At 51.3% G+C, this 24,569-nt stretch carries 21 protein-coding genes; 6 read left to right on the top strand and 15 right to left on the bottom strand.

Translation table 11 applies throughout. The features are described from left to right. The first annotated feature begins 139 nt into the window (after nucleotides 1-139). Nucleotides 140-1,417: an alkaline phosphatase family protein gene (locus NWE93_00405; GenBank protein MCW3998683.1), complete on the top strand. Its 1,278-nt coding sequence runs from the start codon at nucleotides 140-142 to the stop codon at nucleotides 1,415-1,417. A 286-nt stretch (nucleotides 1,418-1,703) separates the two neighbouring features. On the opposite strand, the gene NWE93_00400 is transcribed toward NWE93_00405, so the two are convergent. The 14 genes from NWE93_00400 to NWE93_00335 all read right to left on the bottom strand — a co-directional run bounded on the left by NWE93_00400 (nucleotide 1,704) and on the right by NWE93_00335 (nucleotide 18,516). Then, the gene (locus tag NWE93_00400) at nucleotides 1,704-2,423 is read right to left on the bottom strand and encodes a YsnF/AvaK domain-containing protein (protein MCW3998682.1); all 720 of its coding nucleotides are present in this window, start codon (nucleotides 2,421-2,423) and stop codon (nucleotides 1,704-1,706) included. A 163-nt stretch (nucleotides 2,424-2,586) separates the two neighbouring features. Next, entirely contained in the window at nucleotides 2,587-2,991 is a 405-nt protein-coding gene (locus NWE93_00395; protein MCW3998681.1) for a DUF3795 domain-containing protein, read from the bottom strand. A gap of 28 nt (nucleotides 2,992-3,019) precedes the next feature. Next, nucleotides 3,020-3,769 (bottom strand): ABC transporter permease, encoded by a 750-nt coding sequence (locus NWE93_00390; GenBank protein MCW3998680.1) that lies wholly within the window; start codon nucleotides 3,767-3,769, stop codon nucleotides 3,020-3,022. Beyond that, complete coding sequence (locus NWE93_00385) at nucleotides 3,769-4,629, bottom strand: ATP-binding cassette domain-containing protein (GenBank protein MCW3998679.1); 861 nt, start codon at nucleotides 4,627-4,629, stop codon at nucleotides 3,769-3,771. Before NWE93_00385 ends, NWE93_00390 begins: the two co-directional genes overlap by 1 nt. Further along, a complete protein-coding gene (locus tag NWE93_00380) occupies nucleotides 4,626-5,405 on the bottom strand; it encodes an adenosylcobinamide amidohydrolase (GenBank protein ID MCW3998678.1) in 780 nt (259 codons plus the stop codon). The genes NWE93_00385 and NWE93_00380 overlap by 4 nt, the downstream gene beginning before the upstream one ends. Next, nucleotides 5,402-9,178, bottom strand: coding sequence for a cobaltochelatase subunit CobN (gene cobN, locus NWE93_00375; protein ID MCW3998677.1), 3,777 nt, complete (start codon nucleotides 9,176-9,178; stop codon nucleotides 5,402-5,404). The genes NWE93_00380 and cobN overlap by 4 nt, the downstream gene beginning before the upstream one ends. Beyond that, nucleotides 9,175-9,999, bottom strand: a complete 825-nt coding sequence (locus NWE93_00370; GenBank protein ID MCW3998676.1) for an ABC transporter ATP-binding protein — start codon at nucleotides 9,997-9,999, stop codon at nucleotides 9,175-9,177. The genes cobN and NWE93_00370 overlap by 4 nt, the downstream gene beginning before the upstream one ends. After that, entirely contained in the window at nucleotides 9,996-11,072 is a 1,077-nt protein-coding gene (locus NWE93_00365) for an iron ABC transporter permease (GenBank protein MCW3998675.1), read from the bottom strand. Before NWE93_00365 ends, NWE93_00370 begins: the two co-directional genes overlap by 4 nt. Continuing rightward, entirely contained in the window at nucleotides 11,069-12,130 is a 1,062-nt protein-coding gene (locus NWE93_00360; GenBank protein ID MCW3998674.1) for an ABC transporter substrate-binding protein, read from the bottom strand. The genes NWE93_00365 and NWE93_00360 overlap by 4 nt, the downstream gene beginning before the upstream one ends. A 4-nt stretch (nucleotides 12,131-12,134) precedes the next feature. Next, nucleotides 12,135-14,159, bottom strand: coding sequence for a putative cobaltochelatase (locus NWE93_00355; GenBank protein MCW3998673.1), 2,025 nt, complete (start codon nucleotides 14,157-14,159; stop codon nucleotides 12,135-12,137). Between the two features lie 108 nt (nucleotides 14,160-14,267). Further along, nucleotides 14,268-15,344, bottom strand: a complete 1,077-nt coding sequence (locus tag NWE93_00350; GenBank protein ID MCW3998672.1) for an iron ABC transporter permease — start codon at nucleotides 15,342-15,344, stop codon at nucleotides 14,268-14,270. After that, nucleotides 15,341-16,588, bottom strand: a complete 1,248-nt coding sequence (locus NWE93_00345; GenBank protein ID MCW3998671.1) for an ABC transporter substrate-binding protein — start codon at nucleotides 16,586-16,588, stop codon at nucleotides 15,341-15,343. The genes NWE93_00350 and NWE93_00345 overlap by 4 nt, the downstream gene beginning before the upstream one ends. Before the next feature lie 191 nt (nucleotides 16,589-16,779). Continuing rightward, nucleotides 16,780-17,610 (bottom strand): winged helix-turn-helix transcriptional regulator, encoded by an 831-nt coding sequence (locus NWE93_00340; protein ID MCW3998670.1) that lies wholly within the window; start codon nucleotides 17,608-17,610, stop codon nucleotides 16,780-16,782. Between the two features lie 132 nt (nucleotides 17,611-17,742). After that, complete coding sequence (locus NWE93_00335) at nucleotides 17,743-18,516, bottom strand: ABC transporter ATP-binding protein (GenBank protein MCW3998669.1); 774 nt, start codon at nucleotides 18,514-18,516, stop codon at nucleotides 17,743-17,745. Nucleotides 18,517-18,631: 115 nt separating this feature from the next. On the opposite strand from NWE93_00335, the gene NWE93_00330 reads away from it, so the two are divergent. From NWE93_00330 to NWE93_00310, 5 genes are all read left to right on the top strand, one after another. Further along, nucleotides 18,632-20,149: an ABC transporter substrate-binding protein gene (locus tag NWE93_00330; GenBank protein ID MCW3998668.1), complete on the top strand. Its 1,518-nt coding sequence runs from the start codon at nucleotides 18,632-18,634 to the stop codon at nucleotides 20,147-20,149. Nucleotides 20,150-20,206: 57 nt separating this feature from the next. Beyond that, nucleotides 20,207-21,019, top strand: a complete 813-nt coding sequence (locus NWE93_00325; GenBank protein ID MCW3998667.1) for a methyltransferase domain-containing protein — start codon at nucleotides 20,207-20,209, stop codon at nucleotides 21,017-21,019. Then, on the top strand, nucleotides 20,998-22,095 hold the full coding sequence (locus NWE93_00320; protein MCW3998666.1) for an iron ABC transporter permease: 1,098 nt from the start codon (nucleotides 20,998-21,000) through the stop codon (nucleotides 22,093-22,095). The genes NWE93_00325 and NWE93_00320 overlap by 22 nt, the downstream gene beginning before the upstream one ends. 149 nt (nucleotides 22,096-22,244) lie before the next feature. Continuing rightward, nucleotides 22,245-22,448, top strand: a complete 204-nt coding sequence (locus tag NWE93_00315; GenBank protein ID MCW3998665.1) for an AbrB/MazE/SpoVT family DNA-binding domain-containing protein — start codon at nucleotides 22,245-22,247, stop codon at nucleotides 22,446-22,448. Then, entirely contained in the window at nucleotides 22,441-22,830 is a 390-nt protein-coding gene (locus tag NWE93_00310; GenBank protein MCW3998664.1) for a PIN domain-containing protein, read from the top strand. The genes NWE93_00315 and NWE93_00310 overlap by 8 nt, the downstream gene beginning before the upstream one ends. A 453-nt stretch (nucleotides 22,831-23,283) precedes the next feature. On the opposite strand, the gene NWE93_00305 is transcribed toward NWE93_00310, so the two are convergent. Next, nucleotides 23,284-24,558: a tetratricopeptide repeat protein gene (locus tag NWE93_00305; protein ID MCW3998663.1), complete on the bottom strand. Its 1,275-nt coding sequence runs from the start codon at nucleotides 24,556-24,558 to the stop codon at nucleotides 23,284-23,286. Between the last annotated feature and the right edge of the window lie 11 nt (nucleotides 24,559-24,569).

The following is a 24,569-nucleotide window of genomic DNA, read 5'->3' as shown; positions in this document are numbered from 1 at the left end:
TTGGTTTAACTTAAATTAATCATAGGTTGATTATGTTATTCGGCCACCGCTAAACCCACAGTTAAACAAAATAAACCAAACTTTATATCCCATCCCACACACAAAACAGCAGAACCAAAACAAAACAGCAGGCACTCAAATGCTAGTCCAAAAACTCGCCACACCAAAAAACCCCGACACCAACTTCATCTACCCCCAATACGAAAGAGCCTGCATCTCAAACATCCCAAACACCATCCTTTCGCACTTCCACATAAAAAACTCAGCACCCAACCTCCTAGCGGATTGCCAAGGCACAGTTGATGCTGAAAAAGCAAACAAAGTCGTGCTACTGGTTGTTGACGGCTTCGGATTTGACCAATTCATAAACCACCACAAACAAAACCCCTTCCTCAAAGGCCTCACAGAGGCAGGCGAGGTTTCCCCGTTAACCAGCGTGTTTCCCTCCCAAACCACCAATGCCCTAACAACCCTAAACACGGGGTTAACGCCGCAGCAGCATGGAATGCTCGAGTATTTTATTTACCTAAAAAACATCGGGCTCATCAACGCCTTGCAGTTTGAGCGCATCGGCGGCGGAAACCGAAAGCTCATCGACGAGGGCTTTGACCCCAGCTTAATGTTTAATGGAAAAAGCATCCATCAGACCCTAAGCAGCTGGGGCGTCAGCAGCTTTGCGCATATGCAGGCGGCAAACAGCTCTAACGCATGCTCAAAACTGATTTTCAAGGGCAGCACCATGGTGCCTTCGCTGAAAACCTCCGACACGATTGTTCGGCTCCGGAAGAACCTGGAGGAAACCTCGGGTAACGCCTACTTTTTTGTTCACCTTGACACGTTAGACACGATTTCGCATCAGTATGGACCCCAAAGCATAGAGTACCAAGCCGAGTTGGCAACGATCACTTATCTGCTGCAAAGGGAACTGGTGGAGAAGCTGGATTCATCAACAGCAAAAGAGACGCTGCTGCTTCTAACTGCAGACCACGGCGGAATCGAATCGAACCCCAACCGAACCATCTACCTTAACCTACAGCCAAAAACCATGATGAACCTGCAGCGTGGCAGCAACGGAAAACCCATCATGCCCACAGGCGGCCCACGCGAAATTTTCCTACACATAAAAGAGGATAAGCTGCAGGAAACCAAAGCGTGGCTGATGACACAGCTCGGCGACCGCGCGGAAATCGTGGAGACAGCGCAGGCAGTGGAGGAGGGCTTGTTTGGGGTTGGCGCGGCAAGCCAGGACTTTTTGGATCGCGCCGGGAACCTGCTTATTTTGCCCTGCGGCGGCGAGACGGTTTGGTTTGAGCAGTTCACTACGAGGATTACGTTTATGGGGCAGCATGGCGGCCTCTGCGAGGAGGAGATGCTGGTTCCGTTTGCCGTCTCCAAGTTGGATGAGCTAAAAAAGTAACCGCTGCAAAGGGGACTCTGTTGCTCACACACACCTACCCCCCCTCTATTTATAGCAACATAGAAGCGACATCAACTGCTCCACCACTACCTCCCTCCCCTTATAAAAAGCCGCTAAGTCAGTTACTGTCCTAATTGGTCGTCGGCTAGGTTGTGGGGTAAAGCTTTTGGAAAACAAGCAAAACCATTTTTGGATCACCTTAGATGAGCATGTTTGTTTGGTTAAAAATTAGTTGGCTGTTACTAAAAAAATGGGAAGCACAGCGTGCCTGTTCCAGATTCATGTTTTACGCTACAGAGTGCTTCTTTTTTTCTTCTTCAAGCGTAGCCTTGGTTTTGTCGGTAACCTCGAATCTTTCGCTTCGGACATCCTCGCTGATACGGCGGGTCTCAGTGACGGGGGTTCGGTGAATAACCAGTTCCTCCTTGACCTCAGGTGTTCGTCTGACATCAACATCCTCATGCCTTACGGGAATCTTGATGGTTTCCTCGTTGAGGTCCCTTCGGACCTCGGGAACTTTAGTGCCGCTTGCAGGCCTGGCTTCTTCGATTCTAATCTCTTCATGCATCACCGGGACATCCATCGTACGTGTCTCCATATAGGGGGTTTTGGTAATGGTGACTTCGTCGGTGTGCATATGCTTTGACACCTCTATGCGTTCAGTCATGATTGGAATCCGTTCCATGTCATTGTACTCTGCATTGCTCGGCCCCATCGGCTTCTCCATCGTTGGCCTCTCGTATTTGGCTCGGTATTCTTCGTCCGAGGGGAATTTGTTCCCAACGAATTGGTTAGCATCATTTTCAGCTATGTCAAAATGAACGGTGTGTCCATCGTAGTTTCTGAACATCCTTTTGGGGATATAGAACTGCGTTTTGCTTCCGATTCCTCGCTGCGTATGCACATAGTAGGTTCCTGTCTCCTGCACTTCTCCTAGGTCAAGATCGTTTACTCCGCGTGCTTCTTTCTTTATAGTATCACGCCATGGTACAGTAGTTGTTGACAAAATGTTTTCCTCCGTTTTTAGAGGAGATGCAAGTAGTTTAAACCTATGTGGTAGTGCTAAAACACAAACATACACTACAAAACGCTCGGTCAACTCACAATAAAGCCGACTATAAGTTGACATTTTGCCGGCCTATCGTAGGGTTATGGAGGAAAACGCCTAACTACGGATGGCAGCTGTAGCATCGCTTGGTTTGCGCACAAATAACTCCGCCACAAACCGGGCAAGTCCATTTCTGCCGCTCACTCTGCAGGTAATCTTGCATGCCGCGGGATCGGATGTGCTCAAACGCTTCGATTAGGCTGACGCCGTATTTTCCGCTATAGTATTGATCGATTTTTTGGAGTTCAGCACAGGGAAACAGTAGGCACTGGTAGCAGTAGTCGAATTTCTCTCGATTGGGGTTCACACAGTATTTCTTGAAAAAACTGCAGGTTGCCTGCCGTGTGGGGCAGCCGCCACAGGGAGCTTGCCGCTTCCCATCCAGCGTGTAGCCAAAAAAGCCCACGCAGGTGCGACAATTGATTCCACACCGCGCGAACAGTTCTGCATCAAAACCCTGGGCCAAACAAATCACCTCAAAACAAAAATGGGGGCTATACGCTAGATTTTTTTAGCGCTAGCACACTTGCCCCAAAGAAGACTGCTCCAAAAATGCAGAGGCCAGCTAAAGACAGCCAGGGAAACGGTGTGTCGAGAGCGGTTGCGCGTAGGAGTTGGCTGGAGTGGGTTAGGGGCAAGAAGTAGAGGACGGCTTTGGCGGCGTCGGGCAGTTGGCTGAGTGAGAAGAAGGTTCCGCAGAGAAACGTCATGGGCAGAATTACCAGGTTGCTAAATGTGCTCATGCCCTGATGGGTATTGACTACCAACGCAATCAAAACGCCGAATAGAGCAAACACAAAGCAGGACAGCAGCAGCATAGATAGCATAAGCGGACTGATTATCAAGGTGGGAGCAAGCAGAAAGCCGACGGCTAAGATAGCGACGGAACTAATCAGGCCCCGCAGCACCCCAATCAAGGCTTTCCCAACTATGATTGACTGCAAACTTACCGGCGACATCAAAAGCTCATCAAAGCTCTTGTAGAAAAACTTGTCAACCTGCAACTTAGAGGCGGCGCCGCTGAAGCTGGTTGAAAACGCAGTTAACGCCACGATGCCGGGAACTACAAAGGCAAGGTAGTTAACGCCGTCAACGTCTATGCCGCGGCCTAAACCGTAGCCGAAAGCCACAAGGTACAGCAGGGGCAAAATCAAACTCGTGGCAACAGTGGATTTCCAGTGTCGCCGCATATTGCGCAGGTCCACCCAGAGAACCGCGTAGATGTCATTTAGGGCTTTTGCCATTAGCTGTCACCCACCTTCTCGCCAGTCTGCTCGATAAAGACATCTTCAAGGTTAGACTCTCGAATGATAACTCTCGAGGCGGAGGAGAGGTTTTGGATATGGCGGTTTGCTGCTTCGCGGTCAGCGAAGAATTCGTAGCTGGTTTCTTTTCCGGTGTTGAGGGTTTCCACCACAACTGAACCTAGCTTTTGGCAAAGCTCAGCGGGTTGACCCACAGCGATTAATCGGCCATGATGCATTATGCCGACGCGGTGGCAGAGAACCTCGGCTTCCTCGATGTAGTGTGTGGTGAGGAATATGGTGGTGCCGTCGCTGTTTAGCCTCCGCATTAAATCCCACATGCGGCGCCGCGCCTGAGCATCCAGCCCCACCGTGGGTTCGTCGAGAAACAGCAGCTTGGGCTCATGTAGCAGGCTGCAGACGATTGCGGCTTTCTTTTTCATGCCGCCCGAGAGGGTGTCTACCATTTTATCGGCGTATTCAGTGAGTTCAACATACTCGAGCAGCTCTGCGATGCGGGCTTTGCGTTTAGAGGAATCTAAGCCGTGGATGCGGGCGTGGAACTCCATGTTTTCCCGAACCGACAGGTCCCGGTCCAGAGTCAGGTGCTGCTGAACCACGCCGATAACCTTCTTGACTTTTCCAGGCTCAGTTACCACGTCGAACCCGTCAACCGAGGCGAACCCTGAGGTGGGCCGCGTTAGGGTGGTTAAGACGCGGATTGTGGTGGTTTTGCCTGCGCCGTTGGGGCCAAGAAAACCAAAGATTTCTCCGCTGCGTACCTGCAAATCTAGGCCGTTTATGGCTTTTGTGTCGCCGTAGTTCTTGGTTAAATTCTCGGTGTAGATGAAGCCCTTCAACTGATTTCCCCCGGCTCATCGTTATCGAACCGCCGCAGCGCCAAGGTCACCGCCTCTTTTGCGCAGAACCCAATTAGCTCACCCATCTTTGTGTGTCCGCCGGTATGATAGATTTTGAGGCCGGGGTTGTTAGCCGAGGCAACTATCATGCTGTCGGTTCCGGTGCCGGTGGCTTGCAGCTTAGGGGAAGGTGTGCTCTTGTAATGCAAATCCTCCAGCGCCGCGGTTTTGCCTTCGGTGGCAGTCATTATGGCGCGTGCCATGGCGCCGACTGATAAGGTGACGTTTGTTAGGAGCAGCATGTTTATGGTGCCTTGGGCGCTTTGGAACTCCGTTTTGGTTTCTACCCAGTCGCCTCTGTCCACGCCCATGCGTAGCGCGTTGTTTTTGGCGCCGCCGGTTGCGATTATGCAGACTTTGAAGTCGCCGTAGGATTTTTCGCAGACAGCTACTTTCTCCATGTTGACGGCTGTGCTTACAAAGGTGAGGTCTGCGCGGCGGATGCCAAGAGTTGCAGGTAAACGCTTTTGGAATTTAGCGTAGCTCTGAAGCGTCATGTGGCTACTGGATAATTCCCCGGGAACATACACGTTACCTATGTAGGGGACATGCTTGAGTCCGTCGATGGTGGAGAGCACTCTGCGGTTTTGGCCAAACGAAACCAGCGTTGTGTTCAGGGGTACACCGTCGTATTTGTGCCAGATTACTTTTGCCTCTACCCCGTCGAGGTGGATGTTTAGTTTCTGCTCTCTAACTATTGTATCTGCGTTTTTCATTTTCTTCTCTCTCCAGTTTTTGTGTTACCGTTCCCTTTCTCTGCGGCGCCCTCCAGTAGCCCCTCGATTTCGAGGTAGAGCTGCTGAAGCTGCTTTTTCATCTCCTCAGAGGCCCACCAGATGTTTCGCTCCACCGCTTCAAGGAGGCGCTCCACCATATTCTGTAAGGCATAAGGATTTACGTCTTTTAGCCATTCCTGCATAGCCTTATCCAAAACGTACTTCTGAGCAAGCCCCTCCCACATCCAATCCTCCACAGCCTCCACGGTGGCGTCCCAGCCAAGCACCGTATCCATAGTCCGCGACAAATCCGCCGCGCCCTGGTAGCCGTGGCGTTTCATGCCCTCTATGTATTTTGGGTTAAGCAGGCGGCTGCGGAAGACATGGCAGGTTTCCTCCTGTGTGCTTCGGACTTTAACGCGTTTGGGGTCGCTGCTGTCGCCGCAGTACGAGCGGGGGGCTTTGCCGCCGACGACTTTCACAGCGTTTATCATGCCGCCGTGGGCGTCGTACCAGTCGTCGCCGTCGAGGATGTCGTATTCGCGGCTATCCTGGTTTTTGACGGTGACGTTGATTTTGCGTAGGCACCGCTTGAACTGCTCGGGCACCTGGCACCCGTAGGTTTTGCGGGTGTAGGCGTAGCTGCCCCAGCTGATGTAGATGTCGCTGAGGTCCTGCTGGGTTTTCCAGTTTTTGGAGTCGATGGCTTCGCTGACGCCGCAGCCATATGCACCTGGGCGATCGCCGAAGATGCGGTAGCAGGCTTCCTCGCGGGCCTTCGCCGGGTTTGTGCCTTTGGCGGTTTCCTCAGCTACCTCTGTCTCCACATGCTTTGCCACATAGTTTTGGCTATGCGGCTCATTTAATGCAGCCACGAGTTCAATGGCTTGGTCAAGGAGGTTAACAACGACGGGGAAGCTGTCGCGGAACATACCGCTTATGCGCATGGTGACATCGATGCGGGGACGCCCCAACTCGCCAAGCGGGATAGCTTGGATGCCGATTACTCTGCCGCTGGACCGCTCCCAGATGGGCTTGACGCCGAGCAAGTAGAGGATTTCAGCTACGTCGTCGCCCTTGGTTTTCATGGTGTCGGTTGCCCAGATTACGATGCCCACGGATTCAGGGTATTTGCCTTCCTCTTTGAGGTACCGCTCCAGCAGCACGTTGGCTAAGGAGACGCCGACTTCCCATGCCGCCGCGGAGGGCACCGCGCGGGGATCAATGGAGTAAAAGTTTCTGCCAGTGGGCAAGATATCAGCCATGCCCCGCGTGATAGAGCCTGAGGGCCCGGGGGGCACGTAGCCGCCGCTGCAGCCAAGCAGCGTGTAGGTTACTTCGTCGGTGGTTTGGGCGAGGGCGGGGGCGAGGAAGCCGCTGACGTATTGGAGGGCACAGGTGATTTTTGGGGTGCCTACGCCAAGAACAGATTTGGTGACCTCAGGGATTTTTTCTTCTTTGAAGTCAGCGGCGTGGAAGCATTGGATAAGCTCCAGGGAGAGGGCGCCGATTTCGTTTAGGCGGTCGCCGTTGGTTTTGCCGTCCAAGCCAAGTTTGCCGCGGTGCGCCAGCAGGTCGTCGAAGTCGTAGCCCTTCAACTCCGCAAGCGACTGCCGCAGCGAGGGCACATCGCCGTTGCTGAGCCTTGTTAATGTAACTAAAAACTCGTCGAGACGCGAATCTTTAGGAGCTTCCCCGAGCGTGTGGAGTCCATCGCGGATCTGCGCGTCCGAGAGCTCATTGATGTAGGCGTGAAGCTGCTCAAGAAACTCGTCGAAGCCGGCGAAAGCCGCGTCCTGGGTGACGCAGAGGTCCTTGTCAAGTTTGGCATCGACCACCAGCTCCCAAATCAGGTTACGCAGCACCGGCAGTTTCTGCTGGTCAACTGTTTTGGCGTGGTAATACTCCTGCAGCTGCACCTCGAGTTTAGCCAGTTCCTCATATGAGTCGGCGTTGTGCATGACGGGCATAAGGTGCTCGATGATGCAGCAGTAGCCGCGCCGCTTGGCCTGGGTGCCTTCGCCGGGGTTGGTTTGCACGTAGGGGTAGATGTTGGGCATGTCGGCGATGGTGATGTCGGATTGGCAGCTGCGGGATAACCCAACGGATTTGCCGGGCAGCCACTCCTGTGTCCCGTGGCATCCAATATGCAGGACCACGTTTGCGCCGAAGTCGTCGCATATCCAGCGGTAGTAGGCATGGTAATGGTAGGGCATAGCTATGTCGGGGCTATGGTAAATGTTGACGGAGTCCTCCATAAAGCCGCGGGGAGGCTGCATTCCTACAAAGACGTTGCCGTTAACTAAGCCCGCCACCAGCAACTTGCCGTTGTAGGTGAAGAGTTTACCGGGGAGTTTACCCCAGTCCTTCTCGATTTTGGCGGCGACGTCAGATGCTAAATCGCTATACCAGGACTCATACTGCTCAAGGGGGATTTTGTCCAGGGCACGCTCGTAGAGTTCCTTGGGGCTTGCCCAGCGGCGATCATTAGTTAACCCCGCGATTATGGCGTCCATGAGTTCCTGGCTGCTCTGCGGCAACTCCCCCAACTTGTAGCCCTGATGCTTTAAGCCCTCAAGAATGTTCATCACGGAAGCCGATGAATCCAAGCCGAAGGCGTGACCGATGGTGTCGTTTCGGGGCGGATAATTGTGGAAGATGATTGCCACCTTCTTTTGGCCGTTGGGTAGCCGCCGCAGTTTACCCCAGTTTATGGTTAAGCTGACTGCTTTTTTTGTGCGTTCCGGTATGGGTTCGTATTTGATGAGGCGGGTTCCGGTGGAGGGGTTGATTTGGCAGCAGTCCATGGCGGCGACGGGCACGGTGATTATGGCGCCGTCGAATTCAGGCATAGCCACGTTGGCGGGGATATCCATGATGTTGAGTCCCTGCATGGTGTCACGCCACTCCGTGTAGGTGTTGCAGGTAGTTATGGCTTTGATGATGGGCACCCCGAGTTTCCGCAGCACCCCCGTTGCTTCGGAGCCGCCTAGGCAGGTGGAAAACGAAAACGAGAACAAGCTCATGACCACATCAACCAGGGGTTTGCCGTCTTTTAGCAGATAAGTGTCCACCATCCACTCTAAGCCGTTTATGCCCAGCTTAGGGTTCTTGGAGCCGCTGAAAAACAGGGGCAACACGTTGGCGCCCTGAGATTCGATTTCGCGGATAACCGCGTCCACGTAGCCGGTTGTGCCGCCCTGCCAGCTGCTCTGGTGAAACCACAGCCCCACTGTAATGCGGGTGGGGTCAACTTTCTTTGCCAGATACTCCTCCAGCGTTGGCGGAGACTCGAAGTCGGGGTGATAGATGCCTTCCCACTGCGGTTTAGCAGGAGCCTCTACGGGGTGATCGGTGCCTGTGAAGCGGTTAAGCAAATAGTACATGAGGTTTTCGAAGTTGCGGATGCCGCCGTAGTTAAGGTAGAAGTAGATTTTTTGTTTATCCTCAGCGTCCACTGTGGTGTATTTGGTTTGGTTTTTGGCTCCGAAGAAGGGCGCGGACACCATGAGGGGCACTTTGGCGGGTTTTATGGCTTCCACAAGCCGGTCGAACTCGGGCAAATCACCCATCAGATGCACGATAACGATGTGCGCGGTTTTTGCGAAGGCGATGAAGTCGTCGAGGGCTCCGAAGTCGCGGTAGTCGCCGCCCATGCGAAGCCGCAGTTCGATGGCGCCCGGATTTTTCTGGTTGATTTTGTTAGCGGCGTTGATGGCGGGGATGACGTCGGTTGGGATGGTTGTTGCCATTGCTACTTTGATTTTGGTCATGGATGCTTTGCCTCGACCATCTGGGTTAGTTTAGGATAGAAACTGTAGCTTTCCTCCGCTACTATGGGTGTGATTTGGGGTTTGCCATGCGCAGAGAGGGCTACGTTTGCTTTGATGCCGTAGACCGCCTCGATGTTCTTTTCGGTGATTACCTCTTTAGGGGTGCCCACCGCGAATATGCTGCCCTTCTTAATCATAACCATGCGGTCGCTGAAGTTGCTGGCCATGTTAAGGTCATGCATCGACACCACCACCGAGCGTTCCCCGCTACGAGCCAACCCCCGAAGCATACAGAGGATCTCAAGCTGATGCTTAATGTCCAGTGAACTGGTGGGTTCATCAAGCAGCATAAGCTGCGGCTGCTGCGCCAACGCCCGGGCAATGATGACTTTCTGCTGTTCGCCGCCGCTGAGCTCATCGAAGTGCCGCATAGCCAAGTGGCCGATGCCCAAGAAATCCAGCATCTCCGCGACGATTTCGTTGTCTTTTTCACCGATGTTCCAGTGTATGTAGGGTTTACGGCCCATAAGCACAACGTCAAAGACGGTGAAGGGGAAGGTGCTGGTTGAGTTCTGGGGAACATACCCCATGACTTTGGCGAGTTCCTTGAGGGTTAAGGTGCTGGTGTCTTTGTCGTCGATTAGCACGGTGTTATGTTTGGTTTTAAGGATGCGGTTTATGCATTTGAGCAGGGTGCTTTTGCCTGAGCCGTTGGGGCCCACGATGCTCAGCATCTCGCCTAATCCTAGCTCTAACTCAATTTCTTTAAGGACCTCGTATCCCGCGTAGCTGAAGGATAGTTTGTTTATGCTTAGTTTCATCTAAAACTTCGCCTCTTTCGGTTTATCATGATGTAAATGAAGAATGGAACACCTAGCATCGAGGTGACGATGCCTACGGGTAACTCGGTTGGTGCCATCACCAGCCGCGCCAGCGTATCTGAGCACAGAAGCAGAAAGCCGCCGACGAGGGCGCTGCAGGGTATTAGGAAACGGTGGTCGTTGCCGATGAGCATCCGCGCCATATGGGGGGCAATCAAATCCACAAAGCCGATGACGCCGGTGAATGCGATGATGGCGGCGGTCGCCAGCGTCTCGAGCACCATGTTGGTTGATAGCACACGCTTGGAGTTGACGCCGAGACTGGTGGCGACGTCCTCGCCCATGCTGAGCACGTTGATGTTCCAGGACTGCTGAGTCATCATAACAATAGTAAACAGGACTATGGGCAAAACGATCATTATGTTTTCCCAGCTTGCCGATGAGAGACTGCCCATCAGCCAGAAAACCACAGCGTTCACCGCCTGATACTCGGGGGCAATGTACTGAATCAGCGACAGCATAGCGGAGAAGAGGAATCCGATGGCGACGCCGACCAATATCACGGTTTCCGAAGTTAATCCACGTAGGCGAGCGATCGCATATACAATCGACATCGCGATTACACTGAAGAAGAAGGCGTTAAGTATCACAAGGTACCCACCGAACACCGAGAGTACACCTACGCCGAACACTATAGCCAAGGCAGCGCCAAAGCCAGCAGCCGAGGATATGCCCAGCACATAGGAGGACACCAAGGGGTTGCGTAGAGTGCCCTGCATGGTGGCTCCCGCCGCCGCTAAACCTGCACCCGCCAAAATCGCCATGATAATGCGGGGCAGACGCAGATCGAATACGATGATTTGGGTTACTTGGGGAAGAGGTTTAAGGTCAAGGAATGGGAAAAGTTTGCCGAAGATAACTTGGAGCGCTTCAACAAAACCCGGTGAAGCAGCCCCCAAACTAATAGAAAACACCATAGTTAGAAGCAATGCTGCAAAAAGGGAGAAGATGACAAGAGTTTTTCGTCTCTTGCCCTTGTTGTAGAGCCGCTTAAGCTCGAGGGCTGAGGTCATGGGTAAGCGTAGACTCCTTGCAGGGTGACGCCTGGGAAGAACTCAGCGAGCAGCTCCTGATGGATGGCTGTGGGGTTTACGTCGCTGAACAGGTCGGGATGCAGCCACTTAGCCCACTGAACGTAGCCAACCACCATTTCGATGCCGCCGGTGATGGCGTAGTCACAGATGTAGACGTGGCCCTCTTTGACGGCGCTGGTGGCTTTAAGCGCGGTTCGACCGGTAAGCTGGTTCTGCTGAGCAGTGAAATCTGCGAGTTCATATTTTGTGCTGCTTATCATGCGGATGATTACGTCGGGGTTAGCTTGAGTCACAAATTCGGGGCTTAGGATAGGAGCGTATTCGGTTGCGTTTTCAGCGATGTTGATTCCGCCTGCTTGGGGTATAGAGGGGACAAGGGAGGTTTGCCAGTCAGTGTACCATTCGTAATAGACCGTGGGTTTCTCGCTGTCGGCAAGGTTTGCTAGCCGCTCATCGACGAGGTTTTCGTAGCCCTGCATGTAATCAACAAGGCGGGTTGCGTTATCTTCCACCTGCAAGATTTGCCCTAGCTGCGTCACCAACGCGCAGGTTTCATCCACCATGGATTCAGTTGAATCCAAAGAGGGGTTGATGGCTTCGCAGATAAAGACGGGGATGCCGGCGTCTTCAATCTGCTTTGAGGTCTGGTTGTTGAAGTAGTTTATCGGTGCGCCGCCAAGAACCAAATCTGGCTGCATCTCAAGTATCTTCTCGACGCTTGGACTGTAAGATTCGCCTACGTTAGGCACAGCGGTGATGGAGGGGGGAAAATCTGAGCTTGTATCTATCCCGATGATGCGGCTTTGGCATCCTAGGGCACAGACAATTTCGGTTGCGACTGCATCAAGGCAAACAACGGTTTTCACTGGCTGAGAGATTTTTACGGTGTCCCCGTTGGGGTCTACAATGGTAAGCACGTTGCCTTCGGGGGTAGCGTTGTCGGATGCGCCCTGGTTAAGGGTGTAGACGCCATAGGTTGAACCGGCGATAATAACGATAAGCACGACTGCAAGGATAGCGATTGTGATTTTCTTCACGTTTTCACCTCCAGCAAGGCATGCTTTTAATTTCTGAATTACCATGCAAACCCTCGCGGACAGCCGACACTATAGGGGACGCGCTGAGTTCCTCAAGACGCAGATAGCGACCGTTCATTTCATCACATATCTGCTTCACCAGCCCAAAAGTGAGGAAGCCGCGTTCGGTGTCGATGGCAAGGGCTTTTACGCCGCGGGTGGCGATTTCGCGGGCAATCATCTTTGCCTCAGCCACGGGGTCGCCGCCGTTGAGGGCGACGTTGGAGCGGCCGTCAGAAACCAACGCTAACAGGGGGATGGCTTCTTTGTCTCGGCGCATGTAATCTTGGATAGCGTCAAGCCCCAGTGATAAGCCGTGGGCCATCGGGGTGCGTCCGCCCGTTGGCAACCCCGTCAGAAACCTCTGCGCTAACTCAACGCTGTTGGTTGGGGGCAGCACAAGCTCGGCGGTATCCCTACGGAAAACCACCATGCCCACTCGGTCCCGGCGCTGATACGCATCAAGCAGCAAAGACAGCACCGCGCCCTTAGTGGCAGTCATCCGCTCCTCCGCAGCCATGGAGCCACTGGCGTCAACAACAAACATTATCAGATTGCCGACTTTGCATTCGCGGACTTTTTCGCGTAAATCAGACCGCTCAATCAATAAGCCTCCGCATTCGCCGAATTCACGTTTACGCTGGAGCTGAAACGGCGCTGCAGCGCGGAAAGTCGCGTCAAACGCCAAATCAGCCACTTTTCCCTTGGGGACTGCGCTGGCAACGTATCTGCCGCTCTTTTTGCTGGTTAAACTCTTCGAGCGCCTGCCGCTGCCGCTACGCTCAAACTCATCCAGAACAGGCGTAGAAAGCGCCTTAACCGCGTAGGGTGCGTCTGCCTCAAAAATTTGCTCTCGCCCAGAATCCTCCTGCTCAGAAGTCTCAGGGGGCGAATCGTTTTGGCTATCTTGGGGAGGGGGATTCTGGGGAGAGGTTTGTTGTTGCGGTTGTTGTTTATTCTGATTCCACTTTTGGAGGCTTTCCTGGATTTGTTGCTCTTCAAGTTTGGGTTCTTCGAAGGGCTGGCGGCGGTGGCGATGAGGCAGCACCAACTCGGCGGCTTCGGTGATGTCTTCTTCCGCCACCATTGTTCTGCCCTTGAACGCCGCAAGGGTACAGGCGGTTTTGTACATGGTTATGTCTGCGCGGTGGCCGTCTACGGCGAAGTCTACGCAGATTTGAGTGATTAAATCAAGCATTTCCTCGCCAAGCTGCACCTTGGGCAGCAGTTGAGCGGCGGAGAGGATTTTTTGGCGAAGCGCCTCTTGGCTGCTGCTTTGGGCATCATTGAAGCCTTGGGGGTCGTTTTCAAAAGCGATGCGGCGCCGCACGATCTCCGCGCGTGCTTCCCGATAGGGGATGCCTTTTATCTCCACGGATAGTGCGAAGCGATCGAGCAGTTGGGGACGCAATTCACCTTCCTCGGGATTCATGGTGCCCACCAAAACGAATTGGGCGGGGTGATGGAAAGAGATGCCTTCGCGCTCCACAAAATTCACGCCCATCGCCGCCGCATCCAGCAGGACATCGACGAGGTGGTCGTCGAGAAGGTTCACTTCGTCTATGTAGAGGATGTTGCGGTTGGCTTGGGCGAGGATGCCGGGTTCGAAGCGTTTTTGGCCTGTTTTGATGGCTTTCTCGATGTCTATGGTTCCTACTAGGCGGTCTTCGGTTGCGCCTACGGGTAGCTCGACTACGGATACGGGACGCTTTGCAGTTGGGAGTTTCTCTCCTTGGGCTGCTTTGTCGCTGCATGCGTCGCACATATCTTTAGGGCGGGTAGGATCACAATGGAAGACGCAGTCGGCTACCACGTCGGCTTGGGGCAGGAGTTGAGCGAGAGCGCGGACTGTGAGGGATTTGCCTGTGCCTTTTTCGCCGCGGAGGAGGACTCCGCCGATTTTGGGGTTGATGACGTTTAGGATGAGGGCTGTTTTCATTTTTTCTTGTCCGACGATGGCGGTGAAGGGGTAGACTGTTTTGTTGTGCATTTGCTTGCTTCCTGCGTGGATGGATTATCCATAAAAAACTAATAAACCTTAGTTTAAGTCACTTTAATCAACGGTTGAACAAAAAAAGTTGACTAAAAAAGAAAAAACTCACCTAAAACTCCGCCGACGCTTACTCACCAACAAATAAATAAAAAACGGCACACCCAAAAGCGAAGTAATAATCCCCACAGGCAACTCAGTAGGCATAATGATTAAACGCGCAACAGTATCCGAAGCCAGCAGCATAAAAGCACCCACCCCGACGCTGCAGGGAATAAGGTAACGGTGGTCACTGCCTAAAAGCATACGGGCTATATGGGGGGCAATCAAGTCAACAAACCCGATTACGCCCGTGAAGGCAATTATGCTTGCGGTGGCCACCGTCTCCAGCAGCATATTTATGGTTAAAACCCGCCTTGAGTTGACGCCGAGGCTTGTAGCAACGTCTTCGCCCATGCTCATGATGTTAATGTTCCAGGACTGCATCATCATCAACAGCACCGCTACACCGACGATGGGTAGGCAAATCAGGATTTTTTCCCACGTCGCCGAATAGAGCCCTCCCAAGAGCCAGAAAACAATCGCGCTCACCGCCTTGTCCTCGGGGGAAATGTACTGGATAAGGGATAGAAGCGCAGAGAATAGAAAACCAACTGCGACGCCGGCTAAAATCACCGTTTCACTCGACATGCCGCGCAGTCGAGCAATCGAATAAACGATTAACATCGCGATTAAACAGAACACAAAAGCGTTACCGATTACTAGGTAGCCGCCAACGTAGGATACAACGCCGATTCCGAAGACGATAGCTAACGCCGCGCCAAACCCAGCGGCAGAAGAAATCCCCAGCACATAAGAGGAAACAAGCGGGTTACGCAGAATACCCTGCATGGTGACGCCTGCGGCGGCGAGTCCTGCACCTGCCACCAAGGCTAAAACGATGCGGGGGAACCTTATGTCCCAGATTATGGTTTGTGCCAGCGCGGAGCCAGGGTCGATGTTAAGGAAAGGCAGGGAATGCGAAAAAATGACTTGGATTGCTTCCGGCAGCCGAGGGGAGCCTGCTCCAAAGCTGATGGAAACCACAACGGTAGCTATTGCTGCTAAAAAAACGGAGAAAATTGCAAGAAGCTTACGCTTCTTACCTTTATGGTAGAGCTGTTTGAGTTCAGCTTTAGTGGTCATGGATACGCAAACGTCCCTGGAATGGCTGTTCCGAAGAACTTTTGATTAAGCTCCTGATTCACTGCGCCGGGGTTTATGTCAGAGAAGAGGCTTGGCTGAAGCCATTTTGCCCAGTAGAGATAGCCTATGATGCTGCGGACGCCGCTTCGGGCATAGAAGTCACAGACGTAAACTCTATCGTACTTGACTGCATCGATGTTTTTGAGCGCCGGACGAGAGGTTACATCGTTTTTGGCTGCTATGAAGTCGTTTATGTTGTGGGTGCTGCTGGCGATGAGCACGATTATGGCGGAGGGGTTCTGTTCAACGATGAATTCGCTGCTTAGGACAGGCGAGAAGTTGGTTTGGTTCTCGGCGATGTTGGTTCCGCCTGCTTGGTAGACGCTTTGTGTAACGAAGGTTCTGCCGTAGCCGTACCATTCCAGGTAGGTTTTGACTTGTTGGCTTGATGCTAAGGTGTAGATGCGGTCTTTGACGATTTTGTTGTAGCTCTGTGCCCAGGTAACGTATGCATCTACGTTATCTTGATGCCCCACTATGGGAACGAACTTCTGCATTAATTGACAGGTGAAGTCTATTGCGGTAGGCAAAGCGTAGAGTTCAGCTTTAGTCAACAGAGAAGGATTCAGCGGTTCAGGAGTGGTTGTGTCAACGATGTAGACAGGTATACCCGCCGCTAAGAGTTGCTGGTAAGACGTAGGGTTATAGGGCAACATTGAACTTGCAAAGATCACATCCGGGTGAAGGGAGATGAGGCCCTCAACGCTTGGAGCATAATCGTTTTCGCCATACGAAGTAACGTTTAGAATCGAAGGCGGCATCGTACAGCTATCCGTGCGGGCAACAATCAGGTTCTGCACGCCCATAGCGCACAAAATCTCCGCGATTCCGCCGTCGAGAGCAGCGATTTTTTTGACTGGAAGCGATATTGTCATGGTGTTGTTGTCGCCGTCTGTTACGGTGACGCTGGTTGGGGCGGGAGTAGGCGTTGGGGTACTGGAACTGGAACTTGTTTGGGAGCTTGAAGTTGAAGTTTTTGTACTTGTTTTGGTGGGGGTGCTTGTGGTTGCGCTGGGGGTGCCGGTGGGGGAGGCGGGGCTTGTGGGGGAAGTTGTGTCGTTTGGTGTGGGTGAGGTGTTGGGTGTGGGGGGTTGTTGGCTGTTGAGGGTGTAGGCGCCATAGGTTGATGCGATTAGGACGATTCCGATGATGAATGCTGCGATTGCCATTGTGGTTTTCTTCAAAAGTTACACCTCCTGGTTGGGTTATTGTTTGGAGGTGGGGAGTGGGTGGTTGGCTGGCTGGATGGTTGGTGTGTTTGTTTTTGCAAGGTTTCTCGGTCCCTTGCTGGATGGATTAGCCAGCTTTTTCTAATAAACCTTGGTTTAAGTAAATTTAATCACAAGTTGAACACAGTTGATTGACAAAACCAAACCTAAACCAACTGAGCATCCTTCACTTCATAAATAATGTTCCCGCCAAAACGCATATTCAAAGAATCAACCTCCCCAATCACCCGATTAACCATCCGCCCAACAACCAACACCAAAACATCGAGCCCCCTATAAGCAGCAACCGCAGACGAATGACTAATACCGAACTCAAAATCCACCCTTACCCCAAGCTTACCGGCAACCACCCGCGCCACAGCCCCCATAACACCCACGCGATCCGGCTTAAACTCCTCATAATACGCCCGGATCTTTTCTATGTCCGCCGCTTTTGAGCCGCCCTTGCGGATACTGGGCAACTTCACGATAAGGATCCTGCCCTGCCTAAGCTTAACCTGCCCATTGAGATTTTTTAAGCCTAAATCTTCGCCGGACTCAGCATCGGAGATGGCGGTTCCGATTGCTTCCACGTCAGGGTTGCTTGGGGGCACCGTGTAGAATATGCCTTCTTTGGAGATTAAGCCGACTTGTTCGCCGGCTTTCACGGTGCATGTGGCTAGGGCTATCCAGGCGTGTTCGACTTTGAGGTCTGATTTTATTGTTTTCACGTAGACGTCCAGTTTTGATATGACATCTTTGATTGTGGCTACGCCTTTGGGGGTTAGGTGGTAGTCGGCTCGTTCGCTGCCGGCTTCTAGGAGGCCGGTTTTGATTAGTTTTTTGAAGTAGATGGACATTGCTTGGGTGGTTATGCCGAGTTTGTCGCTGATGTCTTTTTGTTTGATGTGGGGTTGGTTGCGCATGACTTCGAATAGGATTTGGAATTTGGTGAATTCGCTTTTGTTTACAAGGAAACTTGGTTGGTGTTTTGTCAAGTTTACCCATTAGCCCCCTGCTTTGTGGTGTTGTGTTTCTTTCGGGCGCTTATAAATTTTGGTTTAACTCAAGTTAATCACAAGTTAAGTAATGAGGGTTGACTAAACACCCAACCAACCCCTCACACTAACCTACCGAATCGGAGCCAACGGCAAAATAAACGGCACCCTATCAAACCGGTTAACAGCAACCTCCACATCATAGACAGAACGGATATTTTGGGCAGTCAACACTTCCTCTGCCTCGCCAGCAGCAAAAATCACGCCAGCCTTTAGCATAACAATTTTATCGCAGAATCGAGCCGCAAGGTTCAAATCATGGATCGCAATCGCCGCCGCAAGATGCTGCTCGGCAACAAGCTTACGGGTTAACTCCATAACTTCGAGCTGATGCCTTATGTCAAGGTTACTGGTTGGTTCATCAAGCAGAATAATTTTGGCTTCCTGAGCCAGAGACCTTGCGATGAGAACACGCTGTTGCTCGCCGCCGCTGAGTTCATAGAAATTACGCATCGCCAGTTGCTCTATGCCCAGCATTTTAAGTGCCTCCCAGGTTTTTTCGTTGTCCCGCTCGCTGCTTTGCCAGGCGATGTGGGGTCTTCTGCCCATCAGGACCATGTCGAAGACTAGAAGGGATTCTTGGTCGCCTGCTGAGCTTTGCGGCACATAGCCAACGTGTTTGGCTACTTCGAGGCGGTTTAGCTTCTTTATTGTTTGTTCGTCGAGCAGGATGGTGCCTTGTTGGGGTTCGAGGATTTTGTTTAGGCATTTGAGCAGGGTGGTTTTTCCTGAGCCGTTGGGTCCGACCATGCCGAGGACTTCGGTTTCTTTGAGTTTGAGGGAGACTTCTGTGAGGGTGGGGGTGCTGCGGTACTTGAAGGTTAGGTCTTGCACGGTTATGTTCATGTTTTTCTCTGTGTGAATTGATGGGTTTAGCGCTATTTTAGTATTACTTTAGTCGATAAAGGTAACACAAGGTATAAGTAATACTAAAATAAAAAAAAGTAACAACGTGATCACCTTGAACAAAACAATAATCGCAGGAGCCCTCCTCACCATAATAATCGCATCCTCACTAGTAGTCGGTTACAGCCAAAACTGGTTCCAACCAACCGAAACACCCCAAAACACATCCACCCCCACACCAACAGGAACCCCACAACCCACCACAGAACCAACCACGAGCAACCCACCCACAGCCACTCCAACAAAAAAACCAACCCCAACCGCCAACCCAACAGCAAAACCGACAACCCAACCCACCACGGTCTCAGCCATGAACCTCACACTAGAAATATACGGCAACGCCAACATGGACGACAAAATCGACTCCACCGACGCCACCTACATCCAGCAAATAATCGACGGCTCCAGAACCGCAACCCAATTCGCCGACGCAAACAGAGACGGCACAGTAAACACAGCCGATGTAACCCAAGTTAATGCACTCCTCAGCGCGACAGCTTCAAAAATCTACATGCTCGACGGCAACAAAGCCAACATATCAGTTTCGTTACCTGCAAACCGATTGGTGGTTGAGTACAACCAAAACACCGAGCTCGTACGCATACTTGGCGTAGAGAACTTGGTGGTCGGCATCGACGCAGGCGTTGAGCCAGTTAAGCAGCTGTTCTACCCTAACAATTACGCCAGCATAACCATGGTAGGTCAAATGAGTTCGCCGGACTACGAAGCAGTCCTAAACCTCCACCCCACAACGCTTTTCACTTTCACCGCCGCCACCGCTGACAAAGCAGCCCATCTGCCCGGCGTAGACGTGGTATATTTGGGCTTATACAACCCCAACGTAACTAAACCGGAAGATTCCCGCTTCATCCAAGGCGTCCTCAAAGCAGGCTACATCTTCAACAAAGTCGACCGAGCAACAGAATATGCAAACTGGATACTCAACCTCACATCCACCATAAACGCAAAAGTCAACACCATCCCCGAGGCTCAGCTGAAATCTGTGATGATAACCAATTGCCCAACCCTTACCACCGGTGCCCCCAAAGCCTACACTGCCCAGGACACTCTAGGCCAAGCCTGCATCTTATCGGGAGGCAAAAACATAGCCTCATCGTTAACCGGGGCGTCCATAACTATCGATACAGAATTTATCCTCAACCAGAATCCAGCCTACATTTTCGTCCACACCGTAAGATACACATATGGTGGACTCACCCAAGAGCCCCCGCAAGGCATAGACGCCACCGACCCCACAGGCATGAAATACCAACTCGCACAGTACATCGCTCAGCCAGGCTTCGCAAATCTTACCGCAGTCCAAAACGGCCACGTCTACATGATCGCAGGTGACTTCCGCAACAACGCAATGGGCGGCACACTCGGCGCAGTCTACATGGCAAAAGTCCTCTACCCCGACGTCTTCTCCAGCTGGAACCCCCAGGCAATCCATCAGGAATACTTCACCCGCTTCCTACGGTTAGACTACAACTTGGACACAAAGGGCGTCTACCTGTATCCAACAATAAGCGTTAACGGCGACATCGTCGGTATACCGAACGCAGCAGCCTAAAACAGGCAATTTCTCTTCCCTTTTTTTAGTCAAACTCAGAAAAAGTTGAGCAGCAACATGACGGGCATAGTGGATTGGGCTAAACTTCGAGATACAGCAAGATTTTACACTCACCGCTCTGAACTTAGCAAACCCGAGTTTTGGGATAAAGAAGCAGCAGCATACAGTCAAAGCTGCAGACACATGGAGGATTTAACGCAGAAACAGCTAAACAGGCTGCAACTCCCCATCGAATGCACTGTTCTGGAGGTGGGCGCGGGCACAGGAAGAATCACAATACCGCTGGCTAAACGGGTTAAGCAGGTAACTGCGCTGGATCCGTCGGCTAACATGCTGCTTCACCTTGAGGCGGCAGCGCAGAAAGAGAACCTCTGCAACATCGGATGCCTCAAAGGAGCCCTTGAAGACCTACAGACAAATGAAGTTGCAAGACATGACTTCGTGGTAGCATCCTTCTCTCTTGTGATGGCTGACCTCGAAAAAAGCCTGCTGAAAATGGATGCGCTGGCAGGAAGAGGCGTTTATCTTTTCATGTCTGCTTCGCCGTGGATGGATAGGGAAATACAATACGCCGTCTACGGGGCTGAAACCGCGCCGGGGCAGCTTTCGGATTTCATCTGCGCATACAACATCCTATATGATGCGGGAATATTGGCAAACGCGGATTTGTGGGATTTCCAGGTAACACAATGCTTCGGCAGCTTGGATGAAGCTACAGAAAGCTTCGCAAAAAGACACATCATCCCAGCTGACAAAACAGTGCAGCTACGGGATTTTCTATCTAGCACCCTCGTTTTGGATGAACAAAATAAGCTTTGGTGGAAACGACAAAAGAAGGCGGCGATGATATGGTGGATAAAAAACATATAACAAACCCCCCAAGAGAGGCAACCGCAACCGTGGAGGAGGAAAAAAGAAAGTACCGAAAGCTAATGGCAAAAAGAGCCCTCTTCCTTGCCGCATGCATCATCCTGCTAATTATCGTGGCGGGAATCGCTTTAACGCAGGGTTCAGCCAACATGACTTTTCTGGACGCCTACGCCGCCATGTTCGCCAAGGCCTTTCCCGATTGGATACATGTCTCCTCGCTAGCGGATATAGTCGTCTGGAACCTGAGGCTTCCAAGGATTCTGCTGGCTATCTTCGCGGGCGCCGCGTTGGCGATGGGAGGCGTTACAACACAGGCTATCCTACGTAACCCCATAGCAACGCCCTATACGCTGGGGGTCTCTGCGGGCGCAGGCTTAGGGGCAGCCGTAGCCATCATTTTAGGCGCGGGCTTTTTCGAGGGCAACCTGCTAATTGTCGGCAACGCCTTCGTTTTTTCTTTGATTCCGGTTGCGGTTATTTTGCTTTTGGTTAAACGCCGAGGCTCATCCCCTGAAACAATGATTTTAGCAGGCATAGCTATGGTGTACATATTCAACGCCATAACCACTATACTGCAGTACTTCGCCGAATCCAACGCTGTCAGCGCAACCGTTTTTTGGGTGATAGGTGACCTGTCGCGGGCGGATTGGTGGCAGCTCCCCTACGTTTTCGGGGTACTGGTCATCTGCTTTATCATAAACATGCGGCTGTCATGGGACATTAACCTGATGCGGATGGGCGACGACGCAGCAAAAAGCCTCGGCTCAGAGGTTGACCGCACAAGAAAAATCACGCTTATCACAGCTTGCCTGTTAACTGCCACAGTGGTAAGCTTCACGGGCGCCATCGGGTTCATCTGCCTAGTTGCGCCGCATATTTGCCGCCGAGTAGTCGGTGGAGATTTGCGGTACCTGATTGTGTCCTCTGCGCTTTTCGGCGCTATCTTGCTGTTGGTTGCAGATATATTTGCCAGACGCCTGATTGCGCCGATTGTGCTGCCGGTGGGGGCGATCACGGCTTTTCTTGGGGGGCCGCTGCTGCTGTATCTGCTGATGAAGAGAAGACAAAGCCGCTGAAGCGCCCTCGTTGATGGGTGGTTTTGTAAATGCAGTGGACTGACGTATATGCTTGTGCTTGAGAGAAGGCGACGATGCTTCTGTGACTTCTATATAATTTAGTAAAACTTATGTGTTACAGCTGGATTATTGTCCACTAGGCATCGGGTATGGTGGGATGTTTAGCAAAAACAAGAAAAGTTGGCGGTTCAATAGTAGTTACCTTGCCTAAAGAACTCGTAGAAACCCAGAACATTAAGGAAAACCAATGCATCGAAATAGTCGTAAAGAAATGCAGAAAAAATGGCTTCGGCATGTTCAAGGGCATGTCTCCGTTCACCACAGAAGACGAGATGAAAGGGCAACTTGAATAAGTACATCGTCGATGCATGGGCTTGGATAGAGTATTTCAGAGGCACCGAATACGGGGCAAAACTAAAAGATATCTTAGAAGAGCCCACCGCCGAAATATACACATGTGCAATATCCGTTGCCGAAATAATCAGCAAAGTCGCAAGAGAAAAACGGGATGTTGAAGCAGCATACGACATGCTTTTGAGCAATTCTCAAATTGTAAAGATAGACGAACAACTTTCTAAGCAAGCGGGCCTTTTCCACTCCAAGATGCGGCAAACCACAAAGGATTTTGGAATAGCCGATGCGTTTATACTGGCAGCTGCAGAGAAGCTGCAAGCAAAAATCGTCACAGGCGACCCCCATTTTGAAGGCTTAAAAAATACAATTCTGATTACATGAAAAAACGGCAGACAACGTTGTGCTAAGAGTGATTTAGCGTTTTACGCATTGCCCCGACGCGGCGTCGAAGTGGTTTTTGTCGCCGTAATCGCAGAATTTGCAGTCACTACGCATGTCTTGCCCAAAGGGGCAACCTTTCAAATCAGCCATATCAAATACCTCAATTACCATTGCGTATCACATAGATTAAATATAAAACTATAGATGAGCAAAGTGTCCAAATCAGCATCCGCAGAGCAAGAAATAGTTTGCCGTGCGTCGTACGCTATAGCCAGAGTCGTTCAGTTTACTATCAGTGGTTCGACCGCTTTCTTGTCGCCTAATTTACCAAGGGCTTCAAAGCCTTGAGACCTCACGTTCCGCTCTTCATTTCTGGACCCGCGTAACGGCTTTTAGGCAAAACCTCTTGTTTGTCTTGAATTTCGCTTCAAAATGTAACAAGCGTTAGCTTAATCATATGACCTCAAGCTCTCGGAGGGCATTTTCAACTTTCTGGTTGAGTGACAGAAAATCTTGCTTTGTATATATTTTCAAGGCTTGGTTGTAGGCGTCCAATGCTTTCTCTTTGTTTGCAGTTTTGTCACAAACTCTGGCAAGTGTTGCGTACGCCTTAGCGAGGTTAACCTCTGATTCCGCGAATTCTGTGGGAATGTGGGTTGCAGTTCTAACTTTGAGGGCTTCCTTGAAAAAACCTATTGCTTGCTTAATGTATTCAACCAAAGGTTCTGCTTCATACATTCGCAGGTATGCAACTCCGAGATAGTTATTGGTTTTTGCATACTCGTCGGGATACGCCGACAATGTATAAACCTTCAAAACATCGTTAAATATGCTTATCGAGGTCTCACAATTCAAGATTTTGCTTTCGCCTTTAGCTAGCGTCAAGTAGGCATATCCCAGGTTACGCATCGTCCAAGCGTTATCTGCTTCGTCGCTGTCTGCTGTGCGGATCGATAATGCTTCTTTTAATGCACAAATTGCTTTCTTGGAGTTAGCGGCAGGATCCTCTAATTCAGCAAGCCTCGTATATGCGTACCCTATGTTGTTTAGTGCTAAACTGTACTGTTCAGGAAGACTTCTGTTGTAAACTTTTAACGACTCATTGTATCCCTGAATCGCTATTTTCCAGTTTTGAGGTACATCTTCAACACGCGCATATTTAGCGTACGCAAAGCCACGTGCATGCTGCAAATAAGCGTAGCCCATCGGATCAGTTTTCAACGTTGGAACAGAGATCGGCACGTTCTTTACGCCACCATCGAGAAGGAAAGGGATTGCTTCTTCAACAAAATACAAGTTAAGCAGTGACATCCCATACCAATAGTTTACAAGCTTGTCATTAGCTTGGTATTCAAGCGTTACTTTCAGGTATGGAATGGCTTCGCGGTAGAATCCCATTGACGCAAGCATAACTCCTAAACTAGCTTGGTCCTCGATGGTTCCCCGACTTTTAACTGCCCGTTTAAGGTACAGTATTGCTTCATCGCTTTTTCCAATTCTGAAAAGTCTTTGGCCCTTGTTTGAATCGTTGCTTTGTTCTTCCATCAAATGGCTCTTGGCGTTGTTTAGCGAGTCTTGAACATCGTAGTTGTCGCTGTATTCTGAAACAAGCAGAAGGTGTTGTTCATCGATTTCTTCCTGTTTCGCTCCTACACCAACGCCAAGGGCATCTTCGTATTTCTCCTCTTTAACCAGCTTAATGATTTCTTGAGCATCTAATCCTGACATTCCCTTCCATC

It is taken from the genome of Candidatus Bathyarchaeota archaeon, assembly GCA_026014735.1.
GTDB lineage: Archaea > Thermoproteota > Bathyarchaeia > Bathyarchaeales > Bathycorpusculaceae > Bathycorpusculum.
Note: the sequence above shows the minus strand (reverse complement) of the source record. Positions and strands in the feature narration are given on the sequence as shown.